This window comes from Allosphingosinicella vermicomposti (assembly GCF_003012815.1).
In the GTDB taxonomy this organism is placed as follows: domain Bacteria; phylum Pseudomonadota; class Alphaproteobacteria; order Sphingomonadales; family Sphingomonadaceae; genus Allosphingosinicella; species Allosphingosinicella vermicomposti.
Map to the genome: position 1 here is coordinate 853,276 of NZ_PXYJ01000001.1, position 13,785 is coordinate 867,060.

Sequence of the window (13,785 nt, forward strand, 5' to 3'; positions counted from 1 at the left end):
TTATGGCTCACCCTCACGCATCACTTTCCGGTCGCCAACGGACAAAGGGAAATGGGATGAAGGCGGTTTTCCTGCTGACTCTTCTGTGGGCATCGCCAGCGTCCCTGGCGATCGCGCAGGAAACGGCGGGGCCGCCGGTGACTGTCGACATCAACGGCCTTCGCCTTGGCATGACTCCTGCTGAAGCCACGGCGGCGATCGGCGCCGCCGGGCTGCCGAACGTTCATCGCGGGGGCAAGGATTTCTATATCGACAAGGTGCGGCTCAATAATCGCGACGATCTTATCTTTACTTCAGCCATGCGTTCGGAGGTTTTCGGCGATCCATCCCCGTTCACCGGAGGCGAGCGCCTTGGCCGCCGTATCATGGCGGTGAGCTTCTTGCCCGACACCAATCGCGAACGCGCGTGGGGTATCTATCATTACCGCACCTTCCGACCGGGGGAGGGGCCGCTCGTCGCCAACACGATCGAAGGACTGGTCGACAAATATGGCGAACCCAATCTCCATAAAGGGCTCGCCAAGGCGAACTTTATCCGTGGCGTTCCCGCAAGTGAGGGCACATCGGGCGGAACGATGCTCTGGTATTGGAATGACGCCGGTAAACCCATGGATACACGCGTCGGCGAAAATTGCCGCGCTGCACTCAGCAACAGCATGATCGGTTCCGGCGGTCCGGATATCGGCCTCTACAATGGCGTGACGCTCGACAGTTCGATGACGAAGCGAGATTGGGAGGCAGGCCGCCGCGCGGGTTGCGGACGTGTGATCGAAGCGCAGCTTGGCTGGAACCGCGACGGCGTATTGACGAGGATGAGCGTGTCTGCGGTTGATCTCGGCCCGGCTTGGGACGCAGCGGTCAATCTCTCACGCAAAATTCAGGGTCATGAGGCAGAGGCGCAACGCGAACGCGTGCGTAAGGCCAATGAGAATAAGCCCGAACTCTAGTGCGGGAGGCCCTCTCCCTTGAAAGGGAGAGGGTATCAGGGCATCAAGCGAGCTTCAGCCCTTCCTTGTGCATAGCGGCCGTCAGCTTCTTGTTTTGCTCTTCGCTCAGCGAAGCGTGGAATTCCGGGAAGATGCGCTCCTCCTCTTCCTCCATATGCGTTTCCAGCATCGTGCGGAACTCGCGGACCTTGGCGATCCATTCCGGGCTTGTCTTTTCGATATTGTCGAGTTCGTAAAGGAACGTCTTCACATAGCCGTGGTCGGAATTGAGGTGATCGGCCTCCGCTCCTTCGTTGGCTTCGCGAAGCGCCGGATAGATAACATTTTCCTCTTCCATCGCATGTTTGCTGAGTGCGTGTTTCAGCTGCATCAGCAGCATACCGCGCATCATCGTCTGATCGTCGCGCGTCGCTTCAATCTTGTCGAAAATGGCGAGCGTCATTTCATGTTCGTTCTTAAGGCTTTCCATCCAATCGCCGCGGCCCGTGGCGAACTGGACGATGAACTTGCGGCCGATATTGGCCGCAAAGCCTGCCGCGACCCCGGCTACCGCCGCGCCGATCACTGCGGTGCGGCCGCCATTGTCCCAGCTGAAAGCGCTGCTTTCAGATCCCGAGCGCGGGCTGCTGCCTGTGCTCGACCCATTGTTGTTGCTGCTCCGGTTGTTCGTCCGGCTGCGGCTCGTTCCGCCACTCCGGCTTGTGCTTCTGCTCGTTTCACGGGTTGCCATCTATGACCTCCTTCTTTGGCGATTGAAACTGACTTGGTCAGGGGGCGGTTCCGGCTGATCGCGCCCTGATATTCCGGAACCGGGCCTGAAACGGCGAGCCGGTGTTTCCCTGCGACGGCAGCAACGGGCGATCCGCCAGACCGTGCGTTGCTTCTCCAACCTCGAAGGGAGACGGTCATGAAGGCATTGGTTTGGCACGGAAAACAGGACATCAGGTACGATACCGTACCCGATCCGGAGATCGAGGATGGCCGCGACGCCATCATAAAGGTGACGAGCTGCGCGATCTGCGGATCGGACCTTCACCTCTTCCACAACCTCATGCCCGGCATGAAGCCCGGCGACATCGTGGGTCATGAAACGATGGGGGAAGTGGTCGAGGTCGGTAAAGACAACAAGGCGCTCAAGAAAGGGGACCGCATCGTCGTTCCCTTCACCATCATCTGTGGCGAATGCCATCAGTGCCGAAAGGGCAATTTCTCGGTTTGCGAGCGCACGAACCGCAACAAGGATCTTGGCGACAAGGTGTTTGGCCACGCCACGGCGGGGCTGTTCGGCTACACGCACCTCACCGGCGGCTATTCAGGCGGTCAGGCCGAATATCTCCGCGTTCCGTTCGCCGACGCCACGCACATCAAGGTGCCGGACAGCATGACCGATGAGCAGGCCCTGTTCCTCAGCGACATCTTTCCGACAGGCTGGCAGGCTGCCGTCTATTGCGACATCGAGCCAACCGACACGGTGGCCGTCTGGGGCTGTGGCCCGGTTGGCCAGATGACGATCCGCAGCGCGATCCTTCTCGGAGCCAAACAAGTGATTGCGATTGATCGGCTGCCGGAACGGCTCGCCATGGCAGCTGCCGCCGGAGCGATCCCGATCAATTTTGAGGAAGAGAGCGTCATCGAGCGCCTCAATGAGCTCACGAATGGCAAGGGCCCCGAAAAGTGCATCGACGCCGTCGGCATGGAGGCGCACGCCACTTCATCGGTCGACGCTCTCTACGACCGCGCTAAGCAGATGACGATGATGGAAACCGATCGCCCCCATGTTCTGCGCGAGATGATGTATGTCTGCCGCCCGGGCGGCACGCTCTCCATCCCCGGCGTTTATGGCGGCGTCCTCGACAAGGTGCCGTTCGGCATGGTGATGAACAAGGGCCTCACCATCCGCACCGGCCAGACCCACGTCAATCGCTGGGCCGACGATCTCGTCCGCCGGATCGAGGAAGGGCAAATCGACCCTTCCTTCGTCATCACCCACACGACCGGCCTTGATGAAGGGCCCGGCATGTACCGCACATTCGAACATAAGCAGGACGACTGCATCAAAGTCGTGCTGAAGCCTTAAAAGGAGATACGGACATGGAAGCTTCCACTTTGGCGACCGCGCGCCCCGACAAGAGCCTGACCCTTACCGACCGCATGGCTCGCAATCTCGGCTGGTTCAGTATCGGCCTTGGCATTGCCGAACTCGTTGCTCCCGGCAAGGTCGGCCGCGCCGTCGGTCTCGATGGCCAGGAGAATGTCCTGCGGGCTTATGGCGTGCGCGAAATCGGCGCGGGCGTTGGCGCGCTTTCGATCGATCCCGCCCCATTCATCTGGAGCCGCGTTGCGGGCGATCTTCTAGACCTCGGCACGCTGGCGCAGGGGTTGAAGGGGCAGGGTGAGGCCAAACGCAATGCGGCGATCGCGATCGGCGCGGTTGCGGCCATCACGCTGATCGACGTCGCTGTCGCGCTATCGCTCGGCAAGGAACGCGCGCGCGAACGCGGAGAAACGCGCGATTACAGCGACCGCAGCGGTTTCCCCAGCGGTGCCGCTAAAGCCCGTGGCGCAGGCCGGCCAAAGGAGGAGAAAAAGATCGCAACCCGCGAGCTTGAGGTCACCACCTAACCTCATTCCGTCACCCCGGCGAAAGCCGGGGGCTCCTGCCGGAAAAGCGCCTTCTCGTCACGAGATACTGGCCTACGCCGGTATGACGCAGACGCAACCGAACTGGCGAAGATCACACAAACGAAAAAGCCCCGGCGATTTTGCCGGGGCTTTTCATGCCTGAGAGACTGCAAGGGAGTGTGGCTCCCCGGGCCTGATTCGAACAGGCGGCCGTCCGATTAACAGTCGGATGCTCTACCGCTGAGCTACCGGGGAGCAGCCTCTTGGGCGAGCGGGGCTATAGCAGCGCTTTTTTCGGGAAGGCAAGCGCCTTTCCGGGTCAGATGTTAAATTGTTCCATCGCGATCCGCTCATCGAGCGCATGTTCGGGATCGAAGAGCAACGTCAGTGCCTCGGCGCGGTCCGCCTTGATCTCCACGCGTTCGACTTCGCGAACCTCGAACTGATCCGCCACGGCGGAAACCGGGCGCTTTTCCGGATCGAGAACGCGGAAAGTGATCGTCATATCATCGGGCAGCACCGCCCCGCGCCAGCGCCGGGGGCGAAAGGGGCTGATCGGCGTCAATGCGACAAGCTTCGATCCCAAAGGCAGGATCGGTCCCTGCGCGGAGAAATTATAAGCGGTGGAGCCCGCTGGCGTCGCCACCAGCACGCCGTCGCAGACCAGCTCCTGCATCACCACGCGGCCGTTCACCGATACTTCGATTCCCGCCGTCTGGCGCGTCTCGCGGAGCAGCGAAACTTCATTGATGGCTGGACTGCGATAGGTCTTCCCCGCCGCTGTCACCGCCTTCATCGATAAGGGTGTCACCGCGAAGGATTTTGCGTTTGCGATCCGCGCGTCGAGCCCGTTCGGCCGCCACTCGTTCATCAAGAAGCCATACGTGCCCCGGTTCATGCCGAAGACCGGCTTCAATTTCTTCTTCCGGAGCATTGCGTGCAGCGTCTCGAGCATGAACCCATCGCCACCCAGCGCAACCACAATCTCCGCTTCGTCCATCGGGACAAAGGGGTGACGGGCCTTCAGCAGCGCTCCGGCCTCCTTCGCTACGGGAGATTTCGACGTTACCAACGCCAGTTTTTTAGAGCCGGTCATAGCGCTCTAGTTATGGGCGTGACGCCCATCCGGCAAGCAAAGGAAATATTGACGTTGGCGGAACGTTCTCTGCCCGATAGAGCGACCCCCCGGGGAAGTATTGAATGCCAGAATCCAAGTCGCCGCTTTTCATTTTCTCTCCGCGTCACGGCGCTGATCTTGTGCGGATGAGCGAAGGCGCCGGTTGGCGACCCGTCCTTGCCGAAGATATCGAAAGCAGCCCGGATACGTTCAGGCGCTCCGGCGCGTGGGTCATCGTCATCGACGCGCGCGATGCCATGGGGCCCGCGCGCAAGGCTGTTGTGGCCCTTGCCGAGATTGCGGAGAAGGAGCGCAGTGCAATTCTCCTCATCCTCCCCGCCGAATGCGATCATCTGCCCTGGTTCCGGCGTAACGGCGTCACGCATTTCATCTTCGCGCCGTTCGAGACACGCAATTTTGTCGAGGCCGTCCATTTCGCCGCGCGCTTTGCCGAACAGGTTTCCGGTGGCCGCCGCCGTGGTCTTCGCGGCCGCAAGAGCCCCGCTGCGCTTTTCCTTACCGACAGCAAGCGCAAACGGCGCCGCAAGCGGCTGGAAATCGATCTCAAGCCCGCACTCGAACGCGATGAAATTCATATTCTTTTCCAGCCGCAAGTTTCCATTGCCACCGGCAAGATCGTCGGCGTGGAAGCGCTGGCCCGCTGGCACCATCCGGAATTAGGCGAAGTCGGCGCTGAGGCCCTGTTCGACGCGGCCGAGCACTCCGACCTCAACCTTGAATTGTCCCGCCACGTTCATGCCAAGGCACTGCGGGAAGTGGCCGCTTGGCCAGCGCTCCTTTCGAACCTTCGCGTGTCGCTCAACATCACGGCGGGGGACATCATGGCGCCGGGTTTCGTGCGCAATTTCCTCGCGCTGATCGACGCATCCGGCGCACCGCGCGCGCGCGTCACCGTGGAGGTCACCGAGAGCGGCCTGATGCACAATCTCGACACCGCCTCCTCCTTGCTCGGCCAGCTTCGCGAGGCGGGCCTTTGTGTCGCGATCGATGATTTCGGCACCGGTTATTCGAGTCTTGCTTATCTCAAGATACTGCCGCTCGATTACCTCAAGATCGACAAGCGCATGTCGGTCGATATCCTGGGATCGACCCGCGACAGCGTCGTCGTCCGCAGCGTCATCGATATGGCCCGCTCCCTCGATCTCGCCGTTGTCGCGGAAGGGGTGGAAACGCAGGAGCAGCTCGATCTTCTGGCAGCGGAAGGTTGCACCTATTCACAGGGCTTCCTCCATTCGCCGCCGATCAACAGCGCCGCTTTGCAAGATTTGGTCGCTGCACGGAATTAGCGCTCCAGCCTTAGCCGGAACGTCACCCCAAAATCTTCGCCAACCCCTTCGATAGCTGCACCGCACCATTGATCCGCGCTTGCGGGTCCGGCCAGTTGCGGGTGATGACGAGCTTTGAATCCGGTCGCAATTTTGCTGTACCCTTCAGACGCTGCACATAGGCGATGAGCCCTTGAAGGTCGGGAAATTCGTCATTCTGGAACGAGACAAGCGCGCCCTTCGGCCCAACATCGAGCTTCACGATGCACGCCTTGCGGCAATTATTCTTCGTCTCGATGATCTTGAGGAGATTATCCGTTGCCTCCGGGAGCTTGCCGAAGCGGTCGATCAGCTCCGCCGCGAATTCCTCGATCTCCGCGCGAGTCTCAAGTTCGTTCATGCGGCGATAGAGGCCCATGCGAAGGTCGAGGTCCGGCACATAAGTGTCCGGGATCATGATCGGCGCATCGACGGTGATCTGGGGCGAGAATTCCTCCTGCCGCGCTTCCAGGCCTACGTCGCCCGCTTTGGCCGCGACGATCGCATCTTCCAGCATCGACTGGTAAAGCTCGAAGCCCACTTCCTTGATGTGCCCCGATTGCTCGTCGCCGAGCAGATTGCCCGCGCCCCGTATGTCGAGATCGTGACTGGCAAGCTGGAAGCCCGCGCCCAAGCTGTCGAGATTGGCGAGCACCTGCAGGCGCTTGTCCGCATTTTCGGTGACGGTGCGCGTCTCGGGCGTCGTGAAATAGGCGTAGGCGCGCGTCTTTGCCCGTCCTACGCGCCCCCGCAGCTGATAGAGCTGGGCAAGGCCGAAGCGATCGGCGCGGTGCATGATGAGCGTGTTCGCCGTCGGGATGTCGATCCCGCTCTCGATGATGGTGGTCGACAGCAGCACCTCATATTTCCGATCGTAGAAAGCGGACATCCGCTCTTCCACTTCCGTTGCCGACATCTGTCCGTGCGCGACGACGTAGCGCACCTCCGGCACTTCGTTGCGCAGAAACTCCTCGATGTCCGGAAGGTCCGCGATACGCGGCACGACAAAATAGCTCTGCCCGCCGCGATAATGTTCGCGCAGCAGCGCCTCGCGCAGCACCACCGGATCCCAGGGCATAACATAGGTGCGCACGGCCAGGCGATCGACCGGCGGAGTCTGGATGACGGAAAGCTCGCGCAGCCCCGACATCGCCATCTGCAGCGTGCGCGGGATCGGCGTCGCGGTGAGCGTCAGGACGTGAACGTCCGCCCGCATCGCCTTCAGCCTTTCCTTGTGCGTCACGCCGAAGCGTTGTTCCTCGTCAACGATGACGAGGCCCAGTTTTTTGAATTCCACACCCTTGGCGAGCAGGGCGTGGGTGCCGATGACGATATCCGTATGTCCTTCGGCCAGCCGCTCCTTAGTGAGCTTCGCTTCGGCGGCGGGAACAAGCCGAGACAGACGGCCGATCTCCACCGGGAAACCCTGAAACCGCTCCTGGAAGCTGTTATAATGCTGACGGGCGAGGAGGGTGGTCGGGCAGACGAGCGCAACCTGATAGCCCGCCATCGCCGCCACGAAAGCTGCGCGCAGGGCCACCTCGGTCTTGCCGAAGCCGACATCCCCGCAGACCAAACGGTCCATTGGCCGCCCGGCGCCTAAATCCTCGATCACGTCCGCAATGGCGCGGTCCTGATCCTCGGTTTCCTCATAAGGGAAGCGGTCGACGAAGGCGGCATAGCTTGTGTCGGGTTCCGCCACCACGCCGGGACGGAGCGCGCGTTCTGCGGCGGTCTTGATGAGCTCGTTCGCAATCTCGCGAATCCGCTCCTTCATCCGCGCCTTGCGCCGCTGCCAGGCCTCGCCGCCTAATTTGTCGAGGCTGACGCCTTCCTCACCGCTGCCGTAGCGGGAGAGGACGTCGATATTCTCGACCGGCACGTAGAGCTTGTCGCCGCCCGCATATTCGAGCGCGACGCAATCGTGCGGGGACGTGCCGACCGGGATCTGCGTCAGCCCCTCATAGCGTCCAATGCCATGGTCGGCGTGCACGACAAGATCGCCGGGGCTAAGCGTCGCGAGCTCAGACAGAAAGGCGTCCGCGCTCTTCTTCCGCTTGCGCCGCCGGACGAGACGGTCGCCGAGCATGTCCTGCTCGGTGAGAAGCGCCACATCCTTGGTCGTGAAACCATGGTCCAACTGGACGACGGTCAGCGCGACCTGATTCTTCGCTGCGGCGCCCAGCGCCTCCTGCCAGCCATCGGTCTCGACCGTCTTGGTCAGGCCATGATCGGCGAGCAGGCCTTTCAAGCGCTCCCGCGCGCCGCTCGTATAGCTGGCGAGGACAACCTTCTTTCCCGCCCGACGAAGCGCGGTCACATGCTCAACCACTGCTTCATAGACATTGGCATTCTGCGCGCGCTCCGGCGCGAAGTCGCGGGGGCCATCCACTTCGAAGTCGACGACGCTGGAGCTTTCCGGCTCGTGGAACGGTGTCGCGAGGTGAAGCGGCCGTTCCGCGATCAGTGCCTGCCACTCGTCCCGTGTCAGATAGAGTGTCTTGGGCTCGAGCGGGCGGTAGCTGCCGGGATCGTTCGACTGCGCGCGCTTGCGGTTTTCGAAATAATCCTCGACCGCCTCGAACCGCGCTTCGGCCGCACCGGCATCGCCCGCATCGCGAACCACGATATCCTCGTCGGACAGGTGATCAAAGAGCGTCGCCAGCCTTTCTTCGAACAAGGGCAGCCAATGGTCCAGTCCGGCAAGGCGCCGTCCTTCCGAAATCGCCTGATAAAGCGGATCGCCGGTCGCGGTCGCCCCGAACAATTCACGGTAGCGCGAGCGGAACCGCTTAATGCTCTCTTCGTCCAGCAAAGCTTCGGACGCGGGAAGGAGGGTAAAGCCCTCGACCGTCCCCGTCGTCCGCTGCGTCGCCGGATCGAAGCGCCGCACCGTCTCGATCTCGTCGCCGAAAAAGTCGAGGCGCAAGGCCTCTTCCTCGCCCGAGGGAAAGAGGTCGACGAGGCCGCCGCGCACCGCATATTCTCCAGCGTCCTGAACGCTTTCGACGCGGACATAGCCATTGGCGTTGAGGAGTACAGCTAGCCGGTCCCGGTCGATCCGTTCGCCCGGCGCCAGCCGTGCGACCAACTGCCGGATGCGAAATGGCGTCAGCGTCCGCTGCGTCGCGGCGTTGACCGTGGTGACGAGCAATTGCGGCTTGTCGCTCTTGCGCTGAAGCGCATGCAGCGCCGCCAGCCGCTCCGAAGACGCGCGAAGGTAAGGGGAGGAGCGATCGTAGGGAAGGCAGTCCCAGGCCGGGAAGGACAAGGTCTCGAGCTCCGGCGCGAAATAATGCGCCGCATCCACAATCGCCCGCATCGCCGCTTCATCGGGCGCAATGAACACCGCTCGCCCCTTGGCTGCCCGCGCGAGATCGGCGGCAAGCCAGGGCATGAAGCCGGAAGGCGCACCGGCGAGGGTGATCGACGCCTTGGCCGAAAGGATCTTCTTGAGGCCGCTCATGCCCTGCCACCCGCGCAAGAAATCCCTCCCCCATCAAGGCGGAGGGGACGAACCGCTTCCGCCACCGCCATCACCGCAAATGCCTGATATAATCGAGGGTCTGGAGCTTCTTCATCATCGGCCCCCCGTAACGCTCCGGAGGCGTCTGGGTGCCAATCGCCCAGGCCATGATCTCGACATCCTCTTCGCCGAGCAACGTCTCGAACCATTCGATCTCCGCATCGCCCCACGCTTCGTGATGCGCATTGAAATAGCCGCCGATCAGCAAATCGGCCTCCTTCGTTCCGCGGTGCCAGGCACGAAAGCGCAGGCGTTTCAGGCGGTTGTCGCGGTCCATCATGGCTCCAATAGGAAAAGAGCCGGCGGGCGCTGGCGGTGCCCGTCGACTTTGATTAGGACACGCATCTAGTCATGCGGCCCGACATACTCAATCCGCTGTTCGCCGAAGTGGAGGTGCTGAAGGGCATCGGCCCCGGTTTGGCCAAGCCGCTCAAGCGGCTGGGGCTGGAGAAGGTCGCCGATATCCTGTTTCACCTGCCGGTGAGTTGGATCGAGCGCCGCCGCGTCGCGGAGCTGGACGAAGCCGATGTCGGCTGCATCATCGTCGTCGAGGTGACGCCCGTCGATTACCGCCACAGTGGGGGCAGGGGGCCGTTCCGCGTCCACGCCAAGGACAACGCGGGCAATTACATTACCCTCACTTATTTCAACAATCCGGGCTGGGCGAAAAAGCAGCTCCCCTTGGGTGAGCCCAAGATCATCTCCGGCAAGCTCGATCGCTACGGCCAGGAATTGCAGATGGTCCATCCGGACTATGTCCTGCCGCCCGCCGAAGCCGGAACGCTGCCTCTCCGCGAGCCAGTCTATCCGCTGTCGGAAGGGCTCACGAACAACCGCATGGGTCAGCTTGTGGCGCAGGCGCTCGACCGCTTGCCAAATCTTGGTGAATGGATCGAGCCCAGCCTGATGGCGAAACGCGGCTGGCCGGACTGGCAGAAGGCGCTCAATCTCGCCCATCGCGATCCGGAAGCCGACGCCGCCCGCTATCGCCTCGCTTATGACGAAATCTTCGCCAACCAGTTGGCTTTGAGCCTCGTCCGTGCCTCGTCCCGCAAGCGCAAGGGCATGCCGCTGAAGGGCGACGGGCGCCTCCGCGCCCTGCTAAATCTGCCTTACGCGCCCACCGGCGCCCAGCGCCGCGCGATGGGCGAGATTGAGGGCGACATGCAGCAGGATATGCCGATGCTCCGCCTGCTTCAGGGTGACGTCGGCTCCGGCAAGACGCTCGTGGCGCTGGAAGCCCTGCTCATCGCTGTGGAGGCCGGTGCTCAGGGGGCCATGCTCGCCCCCACCGAAATCCTCGCTCGCCAGCATTTCGAAACCCTTATTCGCCAACTTTCCGGGCTGCCCGTCAACATCGCAATCCTCACCGGCCGCGAGAAGGGCAGGGCGCGCGACGCGACGCTCATGGCGCTAGCCGACGGTTCGATCCACATCCTCGTCGGCACCCACGCCATCTTCCAGGAAGCGGTGGGCTATAAAAATCTCGGCCTCGCGGTGGTGGACGAACAGCACCGCTTCGGCGTAGCTCAGCGCATGATGCTCGCGCAAAAGGCCACGCATCCGCCGCATCTTCTCGTCATGACCGCGACGCCGATCCCGCGCACACTGACGCTCACCCAATATGGCGAGATGGACGTGAGCCGCCTCGACGAAATGCCGCCCGGCCGCCAGCCGATCGAGACCCGCGTGCTGAGCGTCGACCGTCTCGTCGAAGTCGTCGACGCGCTCGGCCGCCACATGGAAGGCGGCGGGCAAGCCTATTGGGTCTGCCCGCTCGTCGAGGAAAGCGAAGCCTCCGATCAGGCCGCCGCCGAAGAACGCGCTCGCACGCTGCGCCAGCGCTTCGGCGACCGCGTCGGTCTGGTCCACGGCCGCATGAAGGGGCCGGAAAAGGATGCGGTCATGGCCGCCTTTCAGCGCGGCGACCTTTCCGTTCTGGTCGCCACAACGGTGATCGAAGTGGGCGTTGACGTGCCCAACGCGACGCTGATGATTATCGAAGGCGCCGACCGCTTCGGCCTCGCTCAGCTTCATCAGCTTCGCGGCCGAGTAGGGCGCGGCGACCAGAAATCCATCTGCCTCCTCCTGCGCGGCAATACGTTAAGCGAAACCGCCCGCGCTCGCCTCGCCCTGATGCGCGAAACCAATGACGGCTTCCGCATCGCCGAAGAAGACCTCCGCCTCCGCGGCGCGGGCGAAATCCTCGGTACTCGCCAGTCCGGCGAAGCCCAGTTCCGCGTTGCGACGCCCGAATTGTTACAGGAACTTGCCCCCATCGCGGCAGGAGACGCCCGCCTCCTCATCGACCGCAACGGCGGCCTGAAGGGCGAGCGCGGGCAAGCGGCTCGCAACCTCCTTTATCTCTTCGAGAGGGATGCCGCGGTGGACCTCATCCGTTCCGGTTAAAAACTCAATAACGGAGGTAGGGGCGCCGTTCCTCCGCCCAAGCTTCCTCATCTGCCGCCGTCAACGCATCGAGCCCTGCGGGTGTCGCGGCCGGATCGTCCACCCATAAGCGCAAAAGCGGGCTGCCGTTGATGACGTCGATGGGGAGCTTCCCGAATTCATATTCGTAAGGAAAGTCGCGCCAGAGGTCGTAATCCGGGTAGAGGTTGCGGATAGCCTTGAAGGCGAGCGCCTGGATGCGCCACGGCTTGAAGGCGGCGTGATCGTAGAAAGCGCCTTCGGCATGGATGTGAACACCGCTGCATAAGGTACCGACATGTTTGTGGAATGTCGGTTCGAACCAGCAATCGCGGAGCTTGCAGCCAGTGAGCCATTCGGGCGCGACGGCCTGCATTTCGGCGATGACGGCGCGGGCGTCTATATCGGGTGCGCCGAACAGTTCGAGCGGACGGGTCGTGCCCCTCCCCTCCGACAATGTAGCGCCTTCGAGCATCACGGTTCCGGCATAAGCGCGGGCCATGTTGAGGTTAGGCGCATTGGGGCTCGGGTTGATCCAGAGGCGATCCGTCGGCCAGCCGAAGCCGGGCGCGGCGTCGGGTTCGTACCCTTCCATCCCAATCACCTTATAGGCGACGTCGAGTTTGTAGTGCGCGATGAACCAGAGACCCAATTCGCCGAGCGTCAGGCCGTGGCGCATCGGCATCGGTCCTGCTCCGACGAAGCTTTCCCAGCCCGGCCGAAGGGTGAGACCTTCGATCGGGCGCCCCGCGGGATTGGGACGATCGAGCACCCAGACTTCCTTGCCATGTTCTGCAGCGGCTTCGAGCACGTAGAGCAAGGTGGTGATGAAGGTGTAGATGCGGCAGCCCAGGTCCTGGAGATCGATGAGGATCACGTCGAACGTGTCCATCATCGCCTCGGTCGGGCGGCGCACTTCGCCATAGAGGCTGAAGATCGGGATGTTATGGACGGGATCCCGGAAATCCGGCGATTCCACCATATTGTCCTGCTTGTCGCCGCGCAGGCCATGTTGCGGGCCGAAGGCTGCACTGAGCGTCACATCACCCAGCGCCGCCAGCGCATCGAGACTGTGGGTGAGGTCTTCCGTCACCGAGGCGGGGTGGGCGAGCAGCGCGACGCGCTTGCCCTCGAGCGGAGCGCGGAGGGCTGGATCAGCGAGGAGGCGGTCGATTCCGAATTTCATGATGGCATCGCTGCCGGGAGTTCGAGCGCAAAGCAATCCTCATGATGGAAATCCGGCTTTCCCGAGGGGTGTTTCAGTGCCCAATAGGAAACGCGGTCGTTCTTTTCCTCAATTACGGCCGAGAGGGCGAGATGCCAGGGCTGATCAAGGGGAAGCATGGCGGATTGAAGCTCGAGCGTGGCGGTGAGCATCAGGAAAGGCGCTTCGAAGCGGTCGAGCGGGCCGATGCTCGAGCTGTGGCCGTCATCGCCCGGGCCCAGCGGTTCGCGGCGCATATAGGTCTGGATCGCCGGATCTCCCACATGATTTTCCGGCGCCATATTCTCACGATAACCGGTGAAATGGTAGCAATTCCAATTGCCGGACGGTGCGAGGTTGAACTCGCGATAGGCGTTGTCATCGCCGACCCGCAGGAAGGCTTCGAAACAGGTGGTGCGCCAGAGCTCGTCTTTTCGCGCGTGGCTCGTGACGTGATGAGGAAAGCGGACAGCGTCGATATTGCCGCTCGCCACGAAACGGAGCGCGATGCGGCGGAGGCCCGATCGAGAGCCGTGGCGGGTTACCTCTACATCGATGCCGGTCAGCGGACCGCAGGGTGTATCGGGATGGCATTGGAGAGCGACGCGTTTGGCCAT

General features: G+C 62.4%; 10 protein-coding genes, 1 tRNA gene and 1 pseudogene. 5 read left to right on the plus strand and 7 right to left on the minus strand.

Annotated elements, in window-relative coordinates:
* The first annotated feature begins 56 nt into the window (after positions 1-56).
* The gene (locus C7I56_RS04190; protein WP_106639243.1) at positions 57-947 is read left to right on the plus strand and encodes a hypothetical protein; all 891 of its coding nucleotides are present in this window, start codon (positions 57-59) and stop codon (positions 945-947) included.
* Between the two features lie 43 nt (positions 948-990).
* Here the strand turns inward: C7I56_RS04190 and C7I56_RS04195 are convergent, their stop codons facing one another.
* Positions 991-1,677 (minus strand): hemerythrin domain-containing protein, encoded by a 687-nt coding sequence (locus tag C7I56_RS04195; protein ID WP_106639244.1) that lies wholly within the window; start codon positions 1,675-1,677, stop codon positions 991-993.
* A gap of 177 nt (positions 1,678-1,854) precedes the next feature.
* Here C7I56_RS04195 and C7I56_RS04200 point away from each other — a divergent pair, with 177 nt between their 5' ends.
* Complete coding sequence (locus C7I56_RS04200) at positions 1,855-3,024, plus strand: zinc-dependent alcohol dehydrogenase (RefSeq protein WP_106639245.1); 1,170 nt, start codon at positions 1,855-1,857, stop codon at positions 3,022-3,024.
* 14 nt (positions 3,025-3,038) lie between these two features.
* Positions 3,039-3,569 carry a hypothetical protein gene (locus tag C7I56_RS04205; protein ID WP_106639246.1) on the plus strand — a complete coding sequence of 177 codons (531 nt, stop codon included), beginning with the start codon at positions 3,039-3,041 and terminating at the stop codon, positions 3,567-3,569.
* A gap of 180 nt (positions 3,570-3,749) precedes the next feature.
* Here the strand turns inward: C7I56_RS04205 and C7I56_RS04210 are convergent.
* Positions 3,750-3,824 (minus strand) — tRNA-Asn (locus tag C7I56_RS04210).
* Between the two features lie 64 nt (positions 3,825-3,888).
* Positions 3,889-4,665, minus strand: a complete 777-nt coding sequence (locus C7I56_RS04215; protein ID WP_106639247.1) for an NAD kinase — start codon at positions 4,663-4,665, stop codon at positions 3,889-3,891.
* 551 nt (positions 4,666-5,216) lie between these two features.
* Between C7I56_RS04215 and C7I56_RS12565 the strand changes: the two are divergent.
* Positions 5,217-5,993 (plus strand): annotated as a pseudogene (locus C7I56_RS12565) (EAL domain-containing protein); the annotation flags it as partial.
* A gap of 22 nt (positions 5,994-6,015) precedes the next feature.
* On the opposite strand, the gene mfd reads toward C7I56_RS12565, so the two are convergent.
* Positions 6,016-9,477, minus strand: a complete 3,462-nt coding sequence (mfd, locus tag C7I56_RS04225) for a transcription-repair coupling factor (RefSeq protein ID WP_106639249.1) — start codon at positions 9,475-9,477, stop codon at positions 6,016-6,018.
* Between the two features lie 70 nt (positions 9,478-9,547).
* Complete coding sequence (locus C7I56_RS04230; protein WP_106639250.1) at positions 9,548-9,814, minus strand: FAD assembly factor SdhE; 267 nt, start codon at positions 9,812-9,814, stop codon at positions 9,548-9,550.
* A 74-nt stretch (positions 9,815-9,888) separates the two neighbouring features.
* Between C7I56_RS04230 and recG the strand changes: the two genes are divergently transcribed.
* Positions 9,889-11,946, plus strand: a complete 2,058-nt coding sequence (gene recG / locus C7I56_RS04235) for an ATP-dependent DNA helicase RecG (protein WP_106639251.1) — start codon at positions 9,889-9,891, stop codon at positions 11,944-11,946.
* 4 nt (positions 11,947-11,950) lie between these two features.
* On the opposite strand, the gene C7I56_RS04240 is transcribed toward recG, so the two are convergent.
* Positions 11,951-13,150, minus strand: coding sequence for an exo-beta-N-acetylmuramidase NamZ family protein (locus C7I56_RS04240; RefSeq protein ID WP_106639252.1), 1,200 nt, complete (start codon positions 13,148-13,150; stop codon positions 11,951-11,953).
* Positions 13,147-13,785, minus strand: coding sequence for a DOMON-like domain-containing protein (locus tag C7I56_RS04245; RefSeq protein ID WP_106639253.1), 639 nt, complete (start codon positions 13,783-13,785; stop codon positions 13,147-13,149). Before C7I56_RS04245 ends, C7I56_RS04240 begins: the two co-directional genes overlap by 4 nt.

What these genes read in the sequence shown, in the direction of transcription:
- C7I56_RS04190 (WP_106639243.1), top strand. Translation starts at nt 57, where the DNA reads ATGAAGGCGGTTTTCCTGCTGACTCTTCTGTGGGCATCGCCAGCGTCC.
- C7I56_RS04195 (WP_106639244.1), bottom strand. Translation starts at nt 1,677, where the DNA reads ATGGCAACCCGTGAAACGAGCAGAAGCACAAGCCGGAGTGGCGGAACG.
- C7I56_RS04200 (WP_106639245.1), top strand. Translation starts at nt 1,855, where the DNA reads ATGAAGGCATTGGTTTGGCACGGAAAACAGGACATCAGGTACGATACC.
- C7I56_RS04205 (WP_106639246.1), top strand. Translation starts at nt 3,039, where the DNA reads ATGGAAGCTTCCACTTTGGCGACCGCGCGCCCCGACAAGAGCCTGACC.
- C7I56_RS04215 (WP_106639247.1), bottom strand. Translation starts at nt 4,665, where the DNA reads ATGACCGGCTCTAAAAAACTGGCGTTGGTAACGTCGAAATCTCCCGTA.
- mfd (WP_106639249.1), bottom strand. Translation starts at nt 9,477, where the DNA reads ATGAGCGGCCTCAAGAAGATCCTTTCGGCCAAGGCGTCGATCACCCTC.
- C7I56_RS04230 (WP_106639250.1), bottom strand. Translation starts at nt 9,814, where the DNA reads ATGGACCGCGACAACCGCCTGAAACGCCTGCGCTTTCGTGCCTGGCAC.
- recG (WP_106639251.1), top strand. Translation starts at nt 9,889, where the DNA reads ATGCGGCCCGACATACTCAATCCGCTGTTCGCCGAAGTGGAGGTGCTG.
- C7I56_RS04240 (WP_106639252.1), bottom strand. Translation starts at nt 13,150, where the DNA reads ATGAAATTCGGAATCGACCGCCTCCTCGCTGATCCAGCCCTCCGCGCT.
- C7I56_RS04245 (WP_106639253.1), bottom strand. Translation starts at nt 13,785, where the DNA reads ATGGCCAAACGCGTCGCTCTCCAATGCCATCCCGATACACCCTGCGGT.